The organism is Nitrospira sp. (genome assembly GCA_005116745.1).
GTDB lineage: Bacteria > Nitrospirota > Nitrospiria > Nitrospirales > Nitrospiraceae > Nitrospira_D.
In genome coordinates this window covers 379017-398834 of the sequence record SWDS01000006.1, presented here as the reverse complement: position 1 = coordinate 398834, position 19818 = coordinate 379017, and the positions used below count along the sequence as shown (strand labels likewise).

Sequence of the window (19818 nt, the reverse complement as noted above, 5' to 3'; positions counted from 1 at the left end):
AGAGTATGGGGATCGAAGGAGTAGCTGGGTACGTCGTATTATGTGTCAGGACTCGAAGGGGTTGCGAGGGATGCCGCTCTGTCGGATGATGGACTGCAGTGTGTCGATTCTGATTTCGGCATGATCAGGAACTGGGACCGTTACGGTTCCACCATCGGTATGCTGCTGCATGACGATGTGACTGCCTCGTTGCTAAATTCAGTGGAGGCACAAATTACGTTACATTGACAAGCAATGAGTAGTCCTCGTACCTTTTCAGAGGATACATGCGCGGTCCCACGGGTTCGCCTACAGCGGAGGGTTCCTCATGCAACAGAATTATACGGCTGTGATCAAACAAGATGCCGGGTGGTGGATTGGCTGGATCGAGGAAATACCGGGTGTGAACTGTCAGGAGCAGAGCCGTGAGGCATTAGTAGAGACGCTCCGAGTCACTCTACGGGAAGCACTGGAACTCAATCGTCAGGAAGCGTTAGGCGCCGCCGGTGGAAATTTTGAGGAAGCCTCCATCGCAGTATGAAACGTGAGGAGCTGCTTCGGCATTTACGACAGCATGGATGCGAGTTGTTGCGCGAAGGAGCAAAACACTCTTGGTGGCATCACCCTTCTCTGAATACCCGCTCAGCTGTCCCTCGCCACACTGAAATTACCAATCATCTGGCAAGCAAGATCTGCAAGGATCTAAAAATACCCAAGCCTTAGTTCGTGAGCCTTCCCCCACCCCCACGTCCGTAGCGGAAGCCATGTACGGTGCCTCGGAGAACGTGCACGAGAGTCACCAGGTTACACGCATAGGCTTCCCCATCGTAAAGAAAGTAAATCTCGCCTGTCAGAACGTAGGACGCTTCGTCCCAACCGTGGCTATGCGGCGGAGGGTCAGTGCCTTCCGCGCCCTGCTGTACGGGTGATCCCGTAGCTCTGCGCCGCCGCGTGGGACGCCAACACCGTCATCTGCTGATCGGGTCTCAAGACAAAGGGTTGAACGCACATGACCACGCTGCCTCTTACAAAGAATCGTGATTATGTGCATCGCCGCCTAGCGTTGGAAATCAGCGGCAGCCGAAAGCTGTCCGGTGCATTGACTTGTTAGACCACTGGCTCTTGCTGCGTGGTGCAGTGGATGCCACCACCGCCAGCAGCAATGCCATCGATATATCTTTCTGCTGGCTCCGAAGGCCATCCATGTGCGCTGGTGCGAGTCACTTTCATCAGGCATGAACCACAACTTCCTGTCACTGCTCATTGACCACGCGCTCCTTGAACAACCCAACAGCACCCCGCCAATAAGAACACTCATGGATTGAATGAATTCCCGTCGGGTACTCATCTACGCGTTCTCCGTGGCCTAACGGCCCCGTGGCTCACACGAAAGCGTGGAGCACTCAGAGGTGGTACAGCGGCGGTCCGGTGCAACCGAACCAAACGAACGGATTAGAACAGTCCCGCAATCCCGGTGGAGATGTTTTCTTGCACGATCGGAGCAGCTTCGGGAATGTTCATAGTGGAAACAGCATCTTCACTTGGCCTAGGGGAGAAATCTCCACCTATTCATGAATACGAACCCGTTCAGGCTCGATAATCCACAGCCGTCTTTGTGGAGCCTCCTCCTCAAGAACAAGCAGTGCGGATCGTAATAAAGCCAATGTGTTCTCGATGCTTTGGGTGCGTGGGCGCAATACCCAAATGCCATGATGACCAGCTGGAGGATAAACGCGGATATCGGAGAAATCGAGATCGAACGTGACGAGCACCCTTTCCTCAGCCTGAGAGGCACCAAACACTCGTGGGTCGGGGTTCCCACCCAGCTGCTCGGTGAGCACAGTATGCACGTCGTGACCGGCCTGTTGAAGCAAGACCTCAGCATTACGAGGAAGATTCTCGTCGAGTTTGAATCGAGTCGGCATCCTTTGCGCTTAAGCGGGGATGGGAACGATACGCTCTCTTGCTAAGTCCGCCGCGTAGCCGATCGCCGCGGGAATATGCTCAGGCTGAAGCGAGGGGTATTGATCGAGAATGCGTTCAGGCGTTTCGCCTGCAGCGAGATTGTCCAGAACCACCGACACCGGAATTCGCGTACCTCGAAAGCACACAGCGCCATGCATGATATGCGGATCAGTTGAAATGTAGGATCTCCAGTCCATCCTGGCACCTCCAGATATGACCATCAATATAGCACTGTACGCTCGTCTTGTCTGAGCCTTAAGTATACTGTCGGCAGAGCTCCATTACCATTTCAAAGGACGTCATCCTTAGATTAACACATCTCAAAAAGGTTCCCGCCCCCTTAGCTTCACCTCAGTCGTGACTATGCGGCGGAAGACCTGCCTGCTTAGCCCTGCTGCAATGTGATCCCGGAGCTTTGCATCGCCGCGTTGGACACCAACACCATCACCTGTGTTCCGACCACATTCAATGCAGGCTCATGCTGATCTGGTCTCAAGCCAATGGGTTGAACCATCATGATTTTGCTGTCTCCTACAAAGATGGAGATTGTGTGCCGTGCTGGCCAACGCTTCGAGTGAGAGGCTCGCCATTCCAGGGCTCTTTCAACCTGATGGCTAAGCTTGTTGTGAATCAATAATCCGCTGAATGCTACGTTTCAGTTCCGGAAGTTTCTCGGACACCACATCCCATACCAGCTGATAATCCACTCCAAAGTAACTGTGGATCAGGCGATCGCGCATCTGAGCCATCGGACGCCACGCAACCTCGGAATGCGATACCCGGAACTCAGTGGGCAGGTTTTTCACTGCTTCGCCGATAATTTCCAAGCTGCGCACGAACGCACGGCGCAGCGTCTGATCGGCTACAAATCGCTCATAGGTGAGAGTCCGACTCTGATCGAGGAGGTACTCGACTTCCGCGAGAATATGCCGCAGATAGTCATGCGGCTCGAAGGACATCCGTTGCCTCGGCCAAGATGTGTGGCCCGATAAACGGTGAGAGTGACTCCGTGGTGATCACTTCCACCCGGTGCTGCAACGTGTCTTCAAGCAGATCCGCCAGCGCCATGAAGCGATCGAATGTCTTCTCATTCGGAGCGAACTCGACAAGCACATCAACATCACTGTCGGGGCGAGCCTCGTTACGAAGCACGGACCCGAAGAGCGCCAGCCGACGAACACCAAGGCCTCGAATCTTGGACTCAACGGTGTGAAGCCGTCGGATCGCCTCGTCACGGGTGAGGGAAATTATGCTCATGTGGAGAATATATACGAAATATCAGACTGATGCGAGGCGGAATTCCTAGCAACCGCGTTGGCCGGGGCGTGGAGAAGCGAAGCTGGTGGGGGGATCTTGAGTTTGCACACTCTCCCGCTTCATTCAAATTCGCGATCGCGGATTCAATGCTGTCCCCTTGGCTGGCGACGTCAAGTTCGGGGCAGAGCGCGATATACTCGGGCCCTTCCTTCTCAACGATCGCCAGCCGCTTAAGCCGCTGTGAGCCGGACTTTTCCGACCTTGCCAAGTTTCACATGCTGCTTGGCGTGCCAGAGATCATGGTTGTACTGCATGGCCAGCCAACTCTCTGGAGAACGGCCAAGCGCCTTGGACAGTCGTAGCGCCATTTCAGGGCTGATACGGCTCGTACCTGTCAGAATACGATTCAGCGTTGAGGCAGCTACACCGAGCTTTCCAGCCAGTTCGCGGCCGCTCAGATTGTTCGGCTCAAGATAGACCTGGATAATGAACTCGCCGGGATGGGGAGGATTGTGCATAGCCATTAGTAGTAGTCCTCATAATCCAAGACGTAGGCGTGTCCGTCTTTGAACGTGAAGGTTAAACGGCAGTTTCCATTTATCCATACAGACCATCGACCGCGCTCCGATCCCTTCAAGGGATGTAGTCGGAATCCTGGAACGTTCATGTCCTCGATGGACAGCGCCGTGTCCAAGGCTGCTAACAGCATGCGCAGGCGTTTGGAGTGGTGCGGTTGGATACCCGCCGCGCTCCCCGACTCAAAGAACCTCCTCAGCCCTTTGTGTCGGAATGATTGGATCACAAGCCAGATATAGCATGTTGCGCAGTACGCAACAAGGCCTAATGGTTCCAATCCTGGCGATGCAGCGGAGGGCCTGTTCTTTCTTCGCCCTACTGCAAGGTGATCCCGTAGCTGTACGTCGCCTCGTTGGATACCAACACCGTCACCTGCGTTCTGACGACATTCAATGCGGCCTCATGCTGATCCTGCCCCAAGACAAAGGGTTGAACGCTCATGATGTCACTGCCTACTACAAAGATGGAGATTGTGGGCCCTGCTGGCTAACCTTTGAGGCAACCGCCGCTGAAGCCCAAAGGGCGGAGGGAAGCCGTAAGCGAAGCTGTGGGCGATCCAGTTGACCAAGAGGTTAGGCATCAGCCAACACCGCTCGTGCAACGGTTAAACGATTTGAATGTACTCGAAGTAGCTCCGCATAGAGTTGAGCATATGCTTCGAGATAGCGCCGTGAATGTATCTTCTGAAGATGTGAGTAGATATCGAACATGCGTCGGAAGCGATCAAGTGCCGCTTCCGCGTCGACTACTTCTTGATGCGCTGCTGCACGCTTTTCGTTACTGGAAATTGTCAAAGCACGGAAATCGATTTCATTGTATCGCCATGGATTCTTCTGCATGTCGATCTTCCACAGATCAAAGTACCCGGTGCTCGCTATGTATTCCGTAAGTGGTTGGTCGATTTCGGGGCGTCGAAGAATCACGTCAACGATTTGCTCTTCGGTTTGGATATCTTCGCCAGATAGCCGTCGCGTCATGGTGGTAATGTCGTTTGTGATCTTCTGCTGGAGATCAATGGGACTGGGTGACTGTGCAAATTTAATCTCAGCGGCTGTCGCAATCCGCAGATAGTTTTCGACTGGGGCCACATAGTGGGCATTGTGAAGATCACCCGGATAGCAATAGTCCGGATTTGGCACCAGCGGAATTCCGGCGTATGCGTAGCTTTGTGCTACCAGCCGCGAGCAGAACTGTCGATTCGCTGTGGCTTTCTTCACGGACTGCCGTTTGGCAAGCGATTGCGCCGCCTCCACAACTGAGTACTGCTTGCCTACTTGAGTACGGGCGAAATCGCATACATATGGAAGCCGGGCACGGTAGTCTGGGTTTGATACACGAAGAACAAGAACATGGGTCTGGTTATCGTTATCAAGGAGCAACCGTTGCGTGTTCCCGGCATGTACTCCATTGCGATCCGAGTGTATATAGCTGCAATGCGCAACGTAAAGCAGAGCATGGGAGTAGTCTGACCTTGTATACGCTCGAATCTTTTGACTAACCTTCGCCTCTTGCGCAGTGAGCACAATGTCGCCAGGAAGTAGGCTAGCGGTATCGAGGACGAACATAGATGTCTAACAATGTTTAGGCTGATCCAGACAAGAGCCAGATCAGCCAATTTGACGCAGGATAACACACTGCCGCCAGTTGAACTCGATGGGATGGGGCTAGAACAGTCCGGCGATGCCGGTAGCGATCTTCTCTTGTACAATCGGCGTGGCTTCTGGAATATCCAAACTTTTTTGCCGCACGTGGCCGACCATTCTCATCAGTTGCACCTTTTCACCGGCCGATGACTGACCGCTGGTCGGTCGACCGATCGATTTGCCGATCTTGCGGTCAGTAATTTGAACATCGGCCACGCATAGGTACGTCACGCCATCTTCCTTGGGCGGTGGCTGCATGCCAGAGAACCCGGACATGCCACTGAATCCTCCTCCCCCACCGCTCATGCCCATGGCCTGCCTCATCATGGCGCTCATGTCCGGCATACCGGCCATGCCCATGCCAGACTCGTCACCCATGGAACCAGCCGAAGTCATCACGGTACCTCCACTGCTGATACCGGCGCCGGGCCCGGCTTTGGCCACCTGTTCCGGAGTCACCCCATCCGCCGCCTGGTGGCAGTAGATCATCTTGGCCTGTATCCAGTAGTTCGCTTGTACTGGGTCTTGAACCAGTTGGTACCCTTTTCCCGCAAGTTTCGTATTCACGTCAGTCAGCATTACTTGTTGGTTTTCAGACGCGTTTCTGAGCTGGGTGTAGACAGCTCTGTTCGTACTGGGATCCAGGAAGATGGTGTTACTGTTCATGAGGCCGGAACGGATGACGTTGGAACAGCCTGTGGCCAATACGAGGAGAACCAACAGGAGTGTAAAGGGTAAGGGGTGAGACGTGAGGCGTCTGAAAGAAGACGGCATCAGAAATTTCCTGCGACGGCGGCGCTCAGTTTTTGTTGCAACAGCGGTGTCGCCTCGGCCTCTTTCAGTTTCTTTTGGTGGACATCGGCGGCCAGTCTTGTCTGGTAGACGCCGGGCTCCTGCCCTGTTCCGGTTTTCATCCCGCTGGGAAGCTGGACGGTCTTTTGTTCCGTAATCTGGACGTCCGCGACACAGGCATAGTTCACGTCGTCCGGCATCTTAGGAGCAGATGATGAAGAGCTGAAGAGATCACCGATGCCTTGAATCGCGCTCAACCCCATTGAGGCCGCCGCACCGCCTATTGCGCCGTACGGCCCCGCCATGCTGGCCATGCTGGTGAGGCCTTGCATGGCGCCCAACGTTGAGTTGAATGCGGATCCATAGCCGCTCGACACCATCGCTTCGACCGGCATGTCGGGCTTCGTGATATTGCAGTAAACGATGTTGGCCAGCAGGACGTAATGTGCGCCGTCCGGATCATTCACAATCTGGTAACCTTTGGCGCTCAACCGAGCGCCCAGATCGTGAAGCGAGACTTCTTGGTTATCGGAGGAGTTCCGAGCCTGGATAAAGACGGTCTTCTGGGTACTCGGCGGCAGAAAGAAGTTGTTACTGCTAATGAGATCGGTGTCTTTGATATTGCCGGCGTAAGCGGAAAGCGGCAATAGGAGGAGAAGGGGAAACGCCAGGTATCGCATCGACACCTCACAAGAAAATCGACGGGATTGTACGCAAGAGCACGGTTGAATAGCAACGCCCATGCTGTCAGTAAATGGAAGGTATTCCCTCAGGCTTACTTGAAGAACCCAGACGCCTGGGCTAGCATGGCGGCCATTCCTTGCCTGAGAGGTGACGACATGGTACGGCTCACAAAGATGTCTTGCATCATCGTCTCCATCTTCCTGTTGACGGTTATCAGCGTCGTCTTTTTCACCGTGCGGCCACAAATGGCCCATGGCGCAAGGGATTCGTGCCCCCTGAGCGCCACGCAAAAAATTCGCGCGGTGAAGGCCTTCAAAGGACTCGCCCCGATCTTTCAGGAACCGCGCTGTCTCAACTGCCATGGAGCCGTCAATCCCTTTTCCAGAAACGGCGGACACGGGGGCGGGTACATCGATATTCAAGAAGAAACAAAGAAGTTTCTGCAACTGCCGGACTTCCAGAGCGCGTTGACCACCGGCAGTGATCCTACTGGTTCCATCACCGCAAAGACGATCGCCGGCTTGAAGGAGATAGCCGAGAGCCCAACCGAGATCAGCGACAACGATCTGATCAGGCTGAAAGCCTTCGATCCCATGCGGAAGGTCTGCAAGGAATGTCACATCTTCTCCTGGGTCATTCCCATACGGAACAACCATTTCGTCGGCAGGAGCGCAAAGCAGATGTGCGTGCACATGAAGACATCGTCGCTCACCAATCGGCCTGACCTCTTCCTCCGCCACATGCAGGACGACGAGTTGGTGCTGGAAGGCTTCAAGGGGCGCAAGGGGCTGCTGGAAGCCGGAGGCGCGGAACCTCCGCGGATGTCCCTTGCGACCTTGACGAAATATGCCAACGACTGGATTGACGCCATGGGGGGGGGGGGGAATTCCATGATCCTCCGGACTGCGGATGTACGGCCGAGGGGATCGTTCTGGAATTCAAATCGCACATCGTTCAGGAACCATTAAATCTTCCGAATCCGCCATTCGGTATGTTTATGAGTTCGAATGGGTTCGATGCCCATGTCGAGGCCACAGTCCCGCTCCGACTCAGGGAGGACGATGGCCAATGGGTTGGGGAAGGCGCACTGCAGTACGCAACTCGCACATTGACACAGCCGGCCTCGTGCGAAATCCGCATTCAGGGCACCGGCACAACCACCTTCCATGTGAACGGAGGCTCGATCAGCAGCGACCCTGAGCCATTTGCCGTGAACTTGATTATTCTGCCAGGACAATCAGGGGAAGTGGCAGAGACCCATTGTGTTGGTTCTAATGATCAAAAATTAAAGGAATTGATGGCGAAAGCGAACCCGGGTGTTCCACTTGCTAATGAGGCACGTGTCGTTTCAAAAGGTGGTGGATGGAGCGGGGCCTTCAATGTGACGCGCTTCACCAGATTCAACCGGGCGAAGGGTGGCTACGAGATCGGCGGCTGGACGCCGGGGCAAGATTCCGACGTCATCGCGAAGAAGACGATCAGGGTCAATTGCAGCCTGGGGCTACAGACCTGCCGGGAAGTCACAGAGTTGACCATAAAGCGAGCACCGTCATTGGATAAGGACCCATGAGCGATTCAATCGCCGCAACATGGTGAACCGCATAGATTGGCGGATGAGCCGGGCGCCACAGCATCTCCGCCTAGATAGTTAGGTCACATCCAGAGTTGCCAGAAGGCGGAGGTTGGGCTGGCCTCGATGCCACGAAGTGGTATCGAGGCAGTCACGTCCTTATATTCCACTGCCCATTGATCACCTACGACGGTCAACCCAGGTTGTCAGACCAGGAATGATGTTCTCGTGCACACCACTACATTTCCCCCTCAACCCAATAAGTTCCTACAGCTTACGCTGGTTTTCAATTGGGTAACAGGTTGGGCATCACACGTACGATGGCTAGATAGAGAACTGTAAACGGCGAAATAGCTGGAAGACTTAAAAACGTTATGGGCCAGTTAGTGGGTAGTGTTACCGGACAGTGCACCGATCAGGAATCATTGGTTTGTTACCGTTACTCCTCCTCCTGGATTCGGCGATGCCATAATCTGAGAGAGCGAACAGAGAGAGCAGCCAAACCAGTGCCAAATAGCAGCGGGAACGGGAACAGGTGTTAGTGATATCGCATCAAGTAGTATCCCACCATTGCCACCGGCTATCGCGATCGTATTATCAAAGGCTAACGTCACGGGATTCCCCGTTCCGGTGAAGACCCTATTAAAGGAAGCCCAGTTGTAGTTAAATGTTGACGACGCGTCATGTGTGATGCTCTCTGAAAATAGCGGACTCGCGCCATCGAGCAGAGATACAGAGGCGGATGCTGTGGTAGGGCCATTAAACGGATTGTTTGCATAAGCAAAACTGAGGGTATATTGAGTTCCCACTGTCGTCGTCGGAAGTAATAGAGATATTCCTCCGATGCTACCAGAACCTACGAGGTCCAGCATCTGGGCTCCATCGTATGCCGTGGCGGTGCTACCAGCAAAACCGTTCCTAACGATGTCCACATTCCCAGTGGTCACTGTCCAAGCAAACCCGGCTGGTTCAGTGCCAGCGTTGATGTTCATCACCGTTCCTGGACTCGTGTTAGGAAATTCAAAGCTTCCATTACTGACAAAAGCAGCTTGTGCGGGGATCGATGCAAAACAAGCAGCAGCGAGAATACCGCATGACAACATCCCCATCACTATTTTCGTATTCGTCGGATGGATTGCGTTCATGATTCGCCTCTCCATTTGTTAGAGTCACTACCGCTGGCTTACTAGAGGTTATTAACACGCCAGATGAGAACTACCTAGTTAATATTGGATTTTCGAACAGATGTCCTGGAACTGCCGCAAAGACCAAGCTGGTCGGGAAAGGTTGCGGTGAATGTTGCCCGGTCTGCTGGAGGAAATGAGAGTCAATAGGGAATATGTGTTACCACATCCGGCAGCCGGATGGTGACATCCAACCTGAGCCGGCGCACGATCCCACTCCCACTTCTAGGCTGATGGGTGTCAGACCACCGTCCCCATGCGAGTCTCATCGACGAACATCTCAGTGGCATCGTCGATCGCCCGGCCTTGGCGGCCTTTGGGTGGCAGGATAAAGAGTAGTTTCGGGTCGATCGTGTCTTTCTTCTCCGGCGGCATCGACATCTCATACTTCACTGGGCGACGGTGATCCGCCATTTGCAGCTCGGGATTGTAGACACTGTTGAACTTCCACAACATCTTGATGAAGTTGGTTTGTCCCCGCATTAAGTGCCCCGCCGCAATCTTGGCCGTGCCCTTAAGCGCAGCCCAGCCCAGATGCTTCTTGTTTAAGACTTGTTGAGTCTTGACCAGTTCCGCGTAAAACTCATGGAGCGGCATCTTGGTCGGCATCACGGCATGCTGAATGTCAAAGAGGCGGTAATCCCGCGTGTGGAGTTTGCGAGATTCCGTGAGCCAGCTCTCAGTTCCCGGGTACGGCGTATTGACGCTGATATTCACGATCTCTGGAATTTCCAAGCACCACTGCCGGATTACTTCGAACCGTTGACGATCCCAATCCGGATCGGCGATGAGATTGATGGCCACGGTAATCCCAAGAGACCTGGCAAATTCCAGCGCCTCGAAGTTTTTGCCCAACGAGATGCGCTTGCGGTGCATCTTGAGACCTTCGGCATCGATGGCTTCCACACCGAGGAACATGTACTGGAGCCCAAGCGTCTTCCAGAACTGGAAGACTTCCTTGTTACGCAAGAGGACGTCGCCGCGCGTTTCCATGTAGTACTGCTTCTTGATTCCACGCTGCGCGACCGCTTCGCCAATCTCCATGCCCTGCTTACCCTGGATGAACGCCACGTCATCGACCAGGAAAATACCTGGTTCTTGAACCTGCTCCAAATCTTCAACGGCTTTCTCCGGGCTGACCATCCGATAGCTGCGTCCATAGAATGTCCAGGCGCTGCAGAAGGAGCAATCCCACGGACAGCCTCGTGCAAACTCGACAGAAGCGCACGGATCCAGCACGCCGATGAAATACTTGTGCCGGTTCCGCAACAAATCACGCGCTGGACGAACATCGTCCAGATTCTCGATGAATTGCGGCGGAGGTCCTTCACCATCGAGCGTGACGACGCCAGGAACCTTCTTAATCGCCTTACGGTCTTGCTCCACAGCTTCCAACAGCTTGGGGGCTGTGACTTCACCTTCGCCCCTCAACACACAATCAATAGCGCCGTCGCCGTGCTTCAAAAAGTCCTGAGCCACAAAGGAAGCGCTGTGGCCTCCGACGAAGACGAAACAGTTGGGCAACTCTTTCTTCGTAAGTTTGGCCAAGTCCACGATCTCTGGCACGTTCGCCAAATAATTGCAGCCGAATGCCACCACGTCTGGTTTCCAGGTGGTGATGAGCGCGAGGTAATCCTTCCAGGTGTCAGCCTGGAGGTCGATGAGACGAACCTCATGCCCAGCTTGACGGACTGCCTGGGCCACCATCTCTAGCCCGAGCGGCTCCAGACGTAGATAGATCTTGGTGTACATGAGCGGACCTGGATGGACTGCGAGGAACTTCATGGCTCCAAACCTCCTGGTCTATAACACGCTGGCCAGATGCCAATTATTCCGAAGACAAACGAAAGGCCCGGCCAGTGAATTGATCATGATGTGGTAACTGATGCGGGAATGGATTGTGCCAGAATGGAGGCGTTGGTGCAACCTTTAAGTGCGCAAGACTTAAGACGATTCATGGAAGACCCTCCCCGACCATCTGGATTTTCCGTGCCCCAGTCCGTACCATACGGACATGTTGCCGCTCGAGCGGACCCTGCGTCAGCACATCATTGATCTCCTAACGGATACTCGGATGGCCACCGATCAATTGGCTCGCATGCTCGGGATTCCGGAACGCCAGGTGGAGGAGCACTTGGCTCATGTGGTAAAAACGGTGTCTCGGGACCGTTCACGACGGTTTGTCCTCGAGCCGTCCATCTGTTTGGATTGTAAATTTATGTTCCGTGATCGCACCAGATTGACGCGACCAAGCCGCTGTCCACAATGCCGAAGCGAAGGGATCTCCGCTCCACGCTACGGAATCGACTCTCTCGGATCAGGATTGACTCACGCGAACACGAAGGTGTCACAGCGGAGAGACGCCTGGAAAGGATGACGATGATAACCGCACGACTGGTACTCTGTGCTCTCTGCTTCCTGTTGCTCGGCTGTTCTGAACAGAAGGCGAGCGAGATGTTTGAAACGGCTGCCTTCGAAGAAAACCAAGGGAATGTCCCCCATGCCAAGGAGCTCTACCAGGAACTGGTGAAGCTCTACCCATCGACTAAAATGGCTGAAATCGCTCGGGCGCGGCTTGCCGATCTCGACAGCAAGAAATAGACGCTGTTGCGTTGCCAGCAAGTCGGTGGTGACACCTGAGAAAGGCTCTTTCGATACCTTAGGGTCAGCGGCCTTGCCTGTGGAGAGGCGCGTCTTGGCTCGCCTCGCTGAGTTTGGCGAAGCGGGCGCGCCTGGGTCGGGCGGATGAGAACAGCGGACTTTGTGCATATCCTGCATGGCTGTCCAGCGTCGTCTCAACCCTCGGTGCTCGTAATCGCTACAGGAGCAGTATGGTTGTTTCGCAGCCTACTCGGCAACGGTCAGCCTGACGACGTCATGAATGAACGGACGTCTCCGGCCCTTGTCTCGGGTGCCATGGAAAAAATGCGTTGGTCGTCGCCTGATAGGCTTTATACGCTTCCCCACGGCTTATAAGGGCTTGCTCTTCCGCCCGTGGAATACCAGTCACCTTGTACAGTAACAAGCCCATCCCGATCGGACCAATCCAGGTGAATAACCAGCCGGGTGCCCCCATCGTCATGACGACATACGAGCACCAGTGCAGCCAGTCGAAAAAGTAATTCGGGTGGCGGGAGTAGTGCCACAGCCCCTCTCTGCAGACGCGGCCCTCATTCTTCGGATCGGCGCGGAAATGAGCCAGCTGCCGGTCTGCCTTCGCTTCACCAGCGACGGCCACGCTCCAGATCAGCAATCCGACCATCTCGACCACTGAAGATGGAATACGGGTATTCCAGAGCACCACCAGAAACGGAAGGGAAAACACCGCCACGGACAGCGCCTTCCATTGAAAATACACAAACATATTCACCGACTCTGCATCGCCCCATTTTTGTCGCAGACGGCGGTAGCGAGCATCCTCTGATTGCCCGTCCACCCGTTGGAAATAGATATGGAGTCCTAGACGGCCGGCATAGAGCAGGACCAGCATCGCTGTGAGCAGGATGCGCTCGACTCCGGCGGGAGCCTGAGTCATGTACGACAACACCGCGGCGATTAGCCCCGCACACCACGCGACGTCGACGATCGAAGCATTTTTTGTCTTCTTCTGCACAGCCCACAGGAAACCCATGACGACCGCCATGACGACATAGGTGATCACAACAAGCTGCAACGGATCCGATACGTCTATTCCTTCTTCTGGTCCCATCATCCCTTCCCTTTACAACACACTCGGTTCATAGTCCCATACGTCGATACCTTGGCGCTTCCGATCCTTCAACCAACGGCAAAACCCTGGGATAGGAAACGACAAGAGCGCCTGGATTTTCTCACAGTTCAATGAAAGATCTGCAGGCCTGGGGGCACCAGCATGATCCCCAGCGGATCCTTCACCCAAATGGCCTTGCAGCTCTGGATACAACGGTAGCAGCGCCTCTCCGATCCCCCAGCGTGACAGCCGTTCTCGCCCACCCAGGTGGTAGAGACCGAGAGCGTCTTGATCGAGTAACTCCCATACCGAGCGGGTAATCACCCCAGCCGGCAACGGGCAGCGGAATTCATCGCCATAGAGCGTCACCTGCTTGCCATTCTTCACAGACCGACACATATCTTCCACGAAACTTCGATCGCCATACTGTGAGGCACCCGCCGTGAGGACAATCCGAACCGCCGTGTGTCGGGGATTCTCCAACACGCGCTGTTCCGCTTCAAGCTTGGTCTTGCCGTAGATATTGATCGGATGGGGCTCATCGGTCTCTTGGTACCAACCCGCCTTCCCGTCGAATACTTCGCCGCTCGACAAGAAGATAAAGGGAATGTCCCGAGAGAGTCGAGCCAGATACGCCGTGGTGTCTACATTCATACGACGGGCTACATGAGGATTTCGCTCGCACTCTGTCGTTCGACTTACAGCCGCGCAGTGGATGACTGCGTTGGGCTTGAGACGCTGCCACACCTGTTCGGTAGCGGCGTGATCCGTGAGGTCAAGGTCGGCGCGGCTGAGGCCACAGACCTCCCACCCAGGCGCCCATCGAGTAGCGGACTTCACGAAGTACTGTCCTATCAATCCTGCCGTTCCGGTGACGATGACACGTGGCTTCATAGTGCGTCAATGGGGAAAGCGCGCGTAATAAACACATCCGACAAGCCATCCAGAGCGCTGCCCGCTGTGTATGGTGCCCATCTATAACGATGCACCATCGATGCACATCGCTCTAAATGCGAGACCGCAGATTGTACGACTTCAGGTTGTTAGTTTGGAAGATGCGATACACGAGGGCTCGCCTCTGTCGAGGAGCCATCCCCTCCCAACTGTCGTCGATTCATATGGAGAGCGGTATATCGGTCGAGAAGGGAAGAAGAGACACAGCTGGTTACGCAGCTTTTGCGTCTGCCTTGGCCGGAACTTGTTCGAGGGGCAACCAGTGACTCAGGATCGCGGCGAGGGATTTGCTCGCCACCGGCTTGCTGAGAAAGTCATCCATCCCGACGGCCAGACATCGATCGCGATCCTCCTTCATGGCATTGGCGGTCATCGCAATGATCGGCAGGTGTGTCAGCTTACCACCGGTCTGCTGGATGCTCGCCTCCTGGTTTCTGATCACTCGTGTCGCTTCAAACCCATCCATTTCAGGCATCTGGCAGTCCATAAACACCAAGTCGTACGAAATCCGTGCGAGCGACTCGACGGCTTCTCTCCCGTTGGCGGCAACATTGACCCGATAGCCAAGTTTTTCAATCATCTTGACTGCGACCTTTTGATTGACCGGGTTGTCCTCTACCACCAAAATAAGCGGACGAGCCTTCATCATGGATTCCAATACCGTGTGCTGCGTAATAATCGAAGCCGCTGCGCAATCGGCTGACCTCCCAATACGAGGCATGTGTCCCAGGGCGGTGCCGAGACACTCGAACAGCAGCGACCGGCGAATCGGTCTCGTCAGGTACGCGTCGAGACCAGCCTCCTGCGCTGCTTGGGCATCTCCACGTTGACCACCCGATGTCAGAAGCACCAGCCGCGTGGCCCTGATCGCCTGATCTGACTTGATCTGCCGGGCTAATTCCAGCCCATTCATGCCAGGCATGTGCAAATCCACAATGGCTAAATCAAACGGCGTACGACGAGCAACCGCCTGACGCAGACAGTGCAAGGCCAGCGCCCCATTCTCGACACTTTGGCACGTGACCTCTGCTCCGGTGAGATAGCGCTCAAGAACCCTCCGATTCGTGGCATGATCGTCCACGATCAGAATGTTCCGGCCTTTAAGCGCCACTTGAGGCGGAGGAATCTGCTGGGCACCTTCTGGTTGAAGCTGGAAAGGCGCAGTCATCCAAAAAACACTGCCGACACCAACCGTGCTGTCTACACCGATTCGCCCGCCAAGCAATTCCACCAGCTTTTTGCAGATGGCCAGTCCGAGGCCGGTGCCGCCGTATTTCCTTGTGGTGGACCCGTCTGCTTGCATGAAGGATTGAAAGAGTTTGGCCTGTTGGTCTGGCGCGATACCGATTCCGGTGTCTGACACTTCAATTCGGAACCACTGACGCGGTGGAGTCACGATTGTCGATGTAGGGCGCTCTTGCTCTCCCGAAGTACTGATCGTCACAATGATTTCGCCCCGTTCAGTAAATTTAATGGCATTGCCGACCACATTCACCAGAATTTGGCGCAGACGACCAGGGTCACCTCGCAACAGTGTGGGCAGACCGGCTTGCACAAGAGAAGTGAGTTCCAGACTCTTGGCATTGGCCTGCTCGCCAAGGAGACCAAGGGTCTCCTCCACCGTCGTGTGAAGGTCGAAGTTGACGTGCTCCAGGTCCAGCTTCCCAGCTTCGATTTTCGAGAAATCAAGGATTTCGTTAATGATATCCAACAGGTGTTCGCCGGAGAGCCGAACAGTCTCCGCATATTCGCGCTGCTCCGGGGTTAACGTCGTGTCGAGCAGAAGCCCTGTCATGCCGATGACCCCGTTCATCGGGGTTCGAATCTCATGGCTCATCGTTGCGAGAAACTCTGCCTTGGTCTTCACAGCCTCCAACGCTTGATCTCTGGCCTCTTCGAGATCCTTGTTCTTTTGTTCCAAATCCTGGGCAGCCTGTGTCAGCTTGACCTCTGCCAACTTCTGGGCGGTGATATCGATCGCAAACTTCATGACCTTCGAGACCTTGCCGCTTGTATCAACGATCGGGCTGTAAGAGGCCTGGATCCAGACTTCTCTTCCCCCCTTGCCGATGCGCCGATACACCCCAGCATCAAACTCTCCCCGGTTCAACTTCTGCCAGAAAGCGCTATATGCCTGGCTACTCGCATAGACTGAGTCACAGAACATCCGGTGATGCTGCCACAAGACTTCATCAAGCCCATAACCCATCACGTGTAAGAAGTTGTCGTTGGCCATCAGGAGCGTTCCGTCGTGCGCGAACTCGGCGATCCCCTGTACTGCGTCGATGGCAAGGGAGACGCTTCTCAGCTCCGCCGTAGTCGCGGCAATTTCGGCCTGTGCGTGCTCACGAGCGCAGAACTGGCTCAGCTGGTCGGCGACAGCCTGGAATGTCGTCAGGAGCGAGCGATCTTCGGGCAGGATCTCGTGATGGAAAAATTCCAGCACCGCATAGACACGATCAGCCAGTCTGACGGGAAAGGCTGCCGCCGCATGGAAACCTGCCTGCTCAGCCAACGCCGCTCGAGGGAAATTTTGATCCTGAGTCACATCTGCAATCCATTCCGGTTTGGTACTCGCCCACACCCGACCGGGTAGCCCAACACCACACAGAAAGGTCAGCTCTCGGCTCGCCGTGCCGTAGCGTTCCGATGCGGTGCCCGATACAGTCCACATGGAGCGGCATCGAAGTCTCTGGGCCGACTCATCCACCACCCACAGTAACCCTTCATTCCACCCCAAGGCTTCACACACCGGTTGCAGAATCGCCGCCATCGTATTGTCCAGTCCGGAAGCGCACGCCAACACGTTGGCGACCTCGTGCTGGAGAGTCAGCCTCTGCTCAAGTTGCTTCTGCTTTGTAATATCCCTATGGGTGCCAAAGACACGGAGGGGTACACCATCCTGAGTTCGTGGAACAATCTTTCCTCGTGCATCAATCCATTTGTAGGACCCATCCTTGCACCGCATCCGATAATCAGCAGCACACCGGGGATTCCCCCCCTGGACCAATTGCTGAAGAGCAGCCCGAGCCTCCAACCGATCATCCGGATGGATAAGTGCGCACCATTCGTCGAAGCTGTTTCCGACGGCACCCTCTGCGTAGCCGAACAGAGCATTCCACTCGCTTGAACGCACCACACTGTTCGCGGTGACATCCCATTCCCACACACCAATACCACTGCCTTCGAGCGCGACCGTCCAGTACTGGTTGTTGAGATGGACCGTCCGTGCAGTCGCGTTTCCTGAGTCCCAGTGGGTCATGAGGACACCGGAGGTGGTAGGAAACGCTCACGATATTGTTGGCGGTCTTCCGAGGAGTGTTGAAACAGGCAGGAGCCGTGTCGATTCCGGAATGAGTCTGGGTTCATGCGCCGCTCCCTGGATCCTCTGCCTGGCGATGCTGAACCCTTGTGGCTCACACCGACCGGCAGAGACCTGAGCGGCACAGAATCGGCCAAACCTACCATCGCCTGTCTTTCAGACTCGATGGTGCTCTTCTCTGCTCCGTCGTTATATCGGTAGGCTACCGACAGATCTTGAGGAAATGTAGCGCGGAGAGTTCAGCAGCCCTCCCACAAAACACCCACCGTGCAGCAGTCTTGGCCAACGCCTCCATGCCATATGGTCACCTTCGCTCACACGAGCGATCGGTCGTATATCAGGTAGGACTTCCTAGCGGGTCAGTTTACGGTATCGAATCCGATGCGGTTGATCGGCATCTTTGCCCAAGCGCCTCTTCCGATCCGCTTCGTAATCGCTGTAATTGCCTTCGAACCAGACCACCTTACTGTCGCCTTCAAACGCCAGGATGTGGGTGGCGAGGCGGTCAAGGAACCAGCGGTCGTGGCTACTGATCACCGCGCAGCCGGCGAAATTTTCCAAGCCTTCTTCCAGCGCCCGCAAGGTATTCACGTCGAGATCGTTCGTCGGTTCGTCGAGGATGATGAGGTTCGCGCCCTCTTTCAGCATGCGCGCAAGATGCACCCGATTACGTTCGCCGCCTGAGAGCTCCTTCACTTTTTTCTGCTGATCCGTCCCGGCGAAGTTGAAGCGGGCGCAGTAGCCGCGGGCATTGACCTCCGCCTTCCCGAGCTTGATCGTGTCCTGACCATCCGAAATAATCTCGTACACGGTCTTGTTGCCGTCCAAGCTCCGATCTTGATCCACATAGCCGAGCTTGACCGTCTCGCCGATCTTGATCGATCCGGCATCCGGCTTTTCCTTGCCGATGATCATCTTGAACATCGTCGTCTTACCCGCGCCGTTCGGCCCGACCACGCCGACGATACCACCTTTCGGCAGGTTGAAATTCACGTTTTCATAGAGCACGTTGTCGCCGAAGGCTTTGCTGATCTCGCTAGCTTCAATGACGACATCGCCGAGCCGAGGTCCTGGTGGAATATAGATTTCCAGATCAGCGGCCACCTGGTCCTGCCTCTGATTCACCAGCTCCTCATAGCGGTTCAACCGTGCCTTACCCTTCGATTGCCGCGCCTTCGGCGACATCCGGATCCATTCCAACTCGTGTTCGAGCGTCTTCTTCCGCTTCGACTCCGCCTTTTCCTCTTTTTCTAGTCGATCCTTCTTCTGTTCCAACCACGAGCTGTAATTGCCTTGGAACGGAATCCCATGGCCTCTGTCTAACTCTAAAATCCATCCAGCCACATTGTCCAAAAAGTACCGGTCGTGCGTCACGGCGATGACCGTCCCCTTGTACTGTTGCAGATGTAGCTCAAGCCACTGCACCGATTCGGCATCGAGGTGGTTCGTCGGCTCATCAAGCAACAGAATATCCGGCTCTTGGATCATCAGACGACAGAGTGCCACCCGACGTTTTTCACCACCGGACAGGAGCCCCACCTTCTGATCGGCAGGCGGGCAACGCAACGCATCCATGGCAAGGTCGAGTTGATTTTCCAATTCCCAGCCATTCGCCGCTTCAATTTTCTCTTGCAACTGGGCTTGCTTGTCGATCAGCTTTTCCATCTCATCGGGGCCAACTTCACCGATCTTATTGCTGACGGCCTCATATTCGTGCATCAGGGCGACCAGTTCGGCTTTGCCCTCTTCGACCACTTCCTTGACCGTCTTGTTCGGGTCCAGCTGGGGTTCCTGCTCCAGCAGGCCGACGCTGTAGCCTTTCGACCGCGTAATTTCACCGGTATAGTTCGGATCGGCCCCTGCGATGATCTTGAGCAGCGAGCTCTTGCCTGAACCATTCAGACCCAGAACCCCGATCTTCGCGCCGTAGTAGAAGCCAAGGTAGATCTCCCGCAGCACCTGCCGCTTCGGCGGATAGACCTTCCCGACATTGACGAGTGAAAAAATAACCTGCTTATCGTTCGTTGCCATTCGTTCCCCTATCTAGCTAGTGATCTACGACTGAACTGAATTGCACGCTGCTCCAGCAATGAGTGCACGCGCCGACTAGCAGGCTGCGGAAAAAGTCGGTGTATACATAACATGCCGGTGAAGTCTTACATAATGGCACGGATGCATAATAA

The 19818-nt window shown here is 55.0% G+C and carries 21 protein-coding genes and 1 pseudogene; 5 read left to right on the top strand and 17 right to left on the bottom strand.

The window, feature by feature from the left end; translation table 11 throughout:
* Positions 1 to 45: 45 nt before the first annotated feature.
* On the bottom strand, positions 46 to 171 hold the full coding sequence (locus tag E8D52_07595; protein ID TKB68838.1) for a hypothetical protein: 126 nt from the start codon (positions 169 to 171) through the stop codon (positions 46 to 48).
* A gap of 136 nt (positions 172 to 307) precedes the next feature.
* Between E8D52_07595 and E8D52_07590 the strand changes: the two genes are divergently transcribed.
* Positions 308 to 520: a DUF1902 domain-containing protein gene (locus E8D52_07590; protein ID TKB68837.1), complete on the top strand. Its 213-nt coding sequence runs from the start codon at positions 308 to 310 to the stop codon at positions 518 to 520.
* Complete coding sequence (locus E8D52_07585; protein ID TKB68836.1) at positions 517 to 702, top strand: addiction module toxin, HicA family; 186 nt, start codon at positions 517 to 519, stop codon at positions 700 to 702. The genes E8D52_07590 and E8D52_07585 overlap by 4 nt, the downstream gene beginning before the upstream one ends.
* An 842-nt stretch (positions 703 to 1544) precedes the next feature.
* Here the strand turns inward: E8D52_07585 and E8D52_07580 are convergent.
* The 10 genes and pseudogenes from E8D52_07580 to E8D52_07535 form a co-directional block, all read right to left on the bottom strand.
* Complete coding sequence (locus tag E8D52_07580; GenBank protein ID TKB68835.1) at positions 1545 to 1904, bottom strand: hypothetical protein; 360 nt, start codon at positions 1902 to 1904, stop codon at positions 1545 to 1547.
* Positions 1905 to 1913: 9 nt separating this feature from the next.
* A complete protein-coding gene (locus E8D52_07575) occupies positions 1914 to 2141 on the bottom strand; it encodes a DUF433 domain-containing protein (GenBank protein ID TKB68834.1) in 228 nt (75 codons plus the stop codon).
* Between the two features lie 417 nt (positions 2142 to 2558).
* The gene (locus E8D52_07570; protein ID TKB68833.1) at positions 2559 to 2903 is read right to left on the bottom strand and encodes a DUF86 domain-containing protein; all 345 of its coding nucleotides are present in this window, start codon (positions 2901 to 2903) and stop codon (positions 2559 to 2561) included.
* Positions 2884 to 3201 (bottom strand): nucleotidyltransferase, encoded by a 318-nt coding sequence (locus E8D52_07565; protein ID TKB68832.1) that lies wholly within the window; start codon positions 3199 to 3201, stop codon positions 2884 to 2886. The genes E8D52_07570 and E8D52_07565 overlap by 20 nt, the downstream gene beginning before the upstream one ends.
* 97 nt (positions 3202 to 3298) lie before the next feature.
* Positions 3299 to 3427 (bottom strand): annotated as a pseudogene (locus E8D52_07560) (type II toxin-antitoxin system HicB family antitoxin).
* A gap of 4 nt (positions 3428 to 3431) precedes the next feature.
* Positions 3432 to 3725, bottom strand: coding sequence for an addiction module antidote protein, HigA family (higA, locus tag E8D52_07555; GenBank protein ID TKB68831.1), 294 nt, complete (start codon positions 3723 to 3725; stop codon positions 3432 to 3434).
* Positions 3725 to 4003 (bottom strand): Killer protein, encoded by a 279-nt coding sequence (locus E8D52_07550; protein TKB68830.1) that lies wholly within the window; start codon positions 4001 to 4003, stop codon positions 3725 to 3727. The genes higA and E8D52_07550 overlap by 1 nt, the downstream gene beginning before the upstream one ends.
* A gap of 346 nt (positions 4004 to 4349) precedes the next feature.
* Positions 4350 to 5342, bottom strand: coding sequence for a hypothetical protein (locus E8D52_07545; protein TKB68829.1), 993 nt, complete (start codon positions 5340 to 5342; stop codon positions 4350 to 4352).
* A 99-nt stretch (positions 5343 to 5441) separates the two neighbouring features.
* On the bottom strand, positions 5442 to 6194 hold the full coding sequence (locus E8D52_07540) for a hypothetical protein (GenBank protein ID TKB68828.1): 753 nt from the start codon (positions 6192 to 6194) through the stop codon (positions 5442 to 5444).
* Complete coding sequence (locus tag E8D52_07535; protein ID TKB68827.1) at positions 6194 to 7588, bottom strand: hypothetical protein; 1395 nt, start codon at positions 7586 to 7588, stop codon at positions 6194 to 6196. Before E8D52_07535 ends, E8D52_07540 begins: the two co-directional genes overlap by 1 nt.
* Between E8D52_07535 and E8D52_07530 the strand changes: the two genes are divergently transcribed.
* Both E8D52_07530 and E8D52_07525 read left to right on the top strand, forming a co-directional pair.
* Positions 7589 to 7864, top strand: a complete 276-nt coding sequence (locus E8D52_07530; GenBank protein TKB68826.1) for a hypothetical protein — start codon at positions 7589 to 7591, stop codon at positions 7862 to 7864.
* A 23-nt stretch (positions 7865 to 7887) separates the two neighbouring features.
* Positions 7888 to 8466 (top strand): hypothetical protein, encoded by a 579-nt coding sequence (locus E8D52_07525; GenBank protein ID TKB68825.1) that lies wholly within the window; start codon positions 7888 to 7890, stop codon positions 8464 to 8466.
* Positions 8467 to 8888: 422 nt separating this feature from the next.
* On the opposite strand, the gene E8D52_07520 is transcribed toward E8D52_07525, so the two are convergent.
* Both E8D52_07520 and hpnR read right to left on the bottom strand, forming a co-directional pair.
* Positions 8889 to 9626 (bottom strand): DUF642 domain-containing protein, encoded by a 738-nt coding sequence (locus E8D52_07520; protein ID TKB68824.1) that lies wholly within the window; start codon positions 9624 to 9626, stop codon positions 8889 to 8891.
* A 264-nt stretch (positions 9627 to 9890) separates the two neighbouring features.
* On the bottom strand, positions 9891 to 11435 hold the full coding sequence (hpnR, locus tag E8D52_07515; GenBank protein TKB68823.1) for a hopanoid C-3 methylase HpnR: 1545 nt from the start codon (positions 11433 to 11435) through the stop codon (positions 9891 to 9893).
* 594 nt (positions 11436 to 12029) lie between these two features.
* On the opposite strand from hpnR, the gene E8D52_07510 reads away from it, so the two are divergent.
* Positions 12030 to 12251, top strand: coding sequence for a hypothetical protein (locus tag E8D52_07510; GenBank protein TKB69441.1), 222 nt, complete (start codon positions 12030 to 12032; stop codon positions 12249 to 12251).
* Between the two features lie 274 nt (positions 12252 to 12525).
* Here E8D52_07510 and E8D52_07505 read toward each other — a convergent pair whose 3' ends face one another.
* The 4 genes from E8D52_07505 to ettA all read right to left on the bottom strand — a co-directional run bounded on the left by E8D52_07505 (position 12526) and on the right by ettA (position 19666).
* Positions 12526 to 13359 (bottom strand): DUF1295 domain-containing protein, encoded by an 834-nt coding sequence (locus tag E8D52_07505; GenBank protein ID TKB69440.1) that lies wholly within the window; start codon positions 13357 to 13359, stop codon positions 12526 to 12528.
* A gap of 12 nt (positions 13360 to 13371) precedes the next feature.
* A complete protein-coding gene (locus tag E8D52_07500; GenBank protein TKB68822.1) occupies positions 13372 to 14253 on the bottom strand; it encodes an SDR family oxidoreductase in 882 nt (293 codons plus the stop codon).
* A 271-nt stretch (positions 14254 to 14524) separates the two neighbouring features.
* Positions 14525 to 17575, bottom strand: a complete 3051-nt coding sequence (locus tag E8D52_07495; protein TKB68821.1) for a response regulator — start codon at positions 17573 to 17575, stop codon at positions 14525 to 14527.
* 411 nt (positions 17576 to 17986) lie between these two features.
* Positions 17987 to 19666 carry an energy-dependent translational throttle protein EttA gene (ettA, locus tag E8D52_07490; protein TKB68820.1) on the bottom strand — a complete coding sequence of 560 codons (1680 nt, stop codon included), beginning with the start codon at positions 19664 to 19666 and terminating at the stop codon, positions 17987 to 17989.
* Positions 19667 to 19818 lie beyond the last annotated feature (152 nt).

Excerpts from the sequence above, each read along its gene's own strand:
- E8D52_07595 (TKB68838.1), bottom strand. The coding sequence starts at position 171 with ATGCAGCAGCATACCGATGGTGGAACCGTAACGGTCCCAGTTCCTGAT.
- E8D52_07590 (TKB68837.1), top strand. The coding sequence starts at position 308 with ATGCAACAGAATTATACGGCTGTGATCAAACAAGATGCCGGGTGGTGG.
- E8D52_07585 (TKB68836.1), top strand. The coding sequence starts at position 517 with ATGAAACGTGAGGAGCTGCTTCGGCATTTACGACAGCATGGATGCGAG.
- E8D52_07580 (TKB68835.1), bottom strand. The coding sequence starts at position 1,904 with ATGCCGACTCGATTCAAACTCGACGAGAATCTTCCTCGTAATGCTGAG.
- E8D52_07575 (TKB68834.1), bottom strand. The coding sequence starts at position 2,141 with ATGGACTGGAGATCCTACATTTCAACTGATCCGCATATCATGCATGGC.
- E8D52_07570 (TKB68833.1), bottom strand. The coding sequence starts at position 2,903 with ATGTCCTTCGAGCCGCATGACTATCTGCGGCATATTCTCGCGGAAGTC.
- E8D52_07565 (TKB68832.1), bottom strand. The coding sequence starts at position 3,201 with ATGAGCATAATTTCCCTCACCCGTGACGAGGCGATCCGACGGCTTCAC.
- higA (TKB68831.1), bottom strand. The coding sequence starts at position 3,725 with ATGGCTATGCACAATCCTCCCCATCCCGGCGAGTTCATTATCCAGGTC.
- E8D52_07545 (TKB68829.1), bottom strand. The coding sequence starts at position 5,342 with ATGTTCGTCCTCGATACCGCTAGCCTACTTCCTGGCGACATTGTGCTC.
- E8D52_07540 (TKB68828.1), bottom strand. The coding sequence starts at position 6,194 with ATGCCGTCTTCTTTCAGACGCCTCACGTCTCACCCCTTACCCTTTACA.
- E8D52_07530 (TKB68826.1), top strand. The coding sequence starts at position 7,589 with ATGAAGACATCGTCGCTCACCAATCGGCCTGACCTCTTCCTCCGCCAC.
- E8D52_07525 (TKB68825.1), top strand. The coding sequence starts at position 7,888 with ATGTTTATGAGTTCGAATGGGTTCGATGCCCATGTCGAGGCCACAGTC.
- E8D52_07520 (TKB68824.1), bottom strand. The coding sequence starts at position 9,626 with ATGGAGAGGCGAATCATGAACGCAATCCATCCGACGAATACGAAAATA.
- hpnR (TKB68823.1), bottom strand. The coding sequence starts at position 11,435 with ATGAAGTTCCTCGCAGTCCATCCAGGTCCGCTCATGTACACCAAGATC.
- E8D52_07510 (TKB69441.1), top strand. The coding sequence starts at position 12,030 with ATGATAACCGCACGACTGGTACTCTGTGCTCTCTGCTTCCTGTTGCTC.
- E8D52_07505 (TKB69440.1), bottom strand. The coding sequence starts at position 13,359 with ATGGGACCAGAAGAAGGAATAGACGTATCGGATCCGTTGCAGCTTGTT.
- E8D52_07500 (TKB68822.1), bottom strand. The coding sequence starts at position 14,253 with ATGAAGCCACGTGTCATCGTCACCGGAACGGCAGGATTGATAGGACAG.
- E8D52_07495 (TKB68821.1), bottom strand. The coding sequence starts at position 17,575 with ATGACCCACTGGGACTCAGGAAACGCGACTGCACGGACGGTCCATCTC.
- ettA (TKB68820.1), bottom strand. The coding sequence starts at position 19,666 with ATGGCAACGAACGATAAGCAGGTTATTTTTTCACTCGTCAATGTCGGG.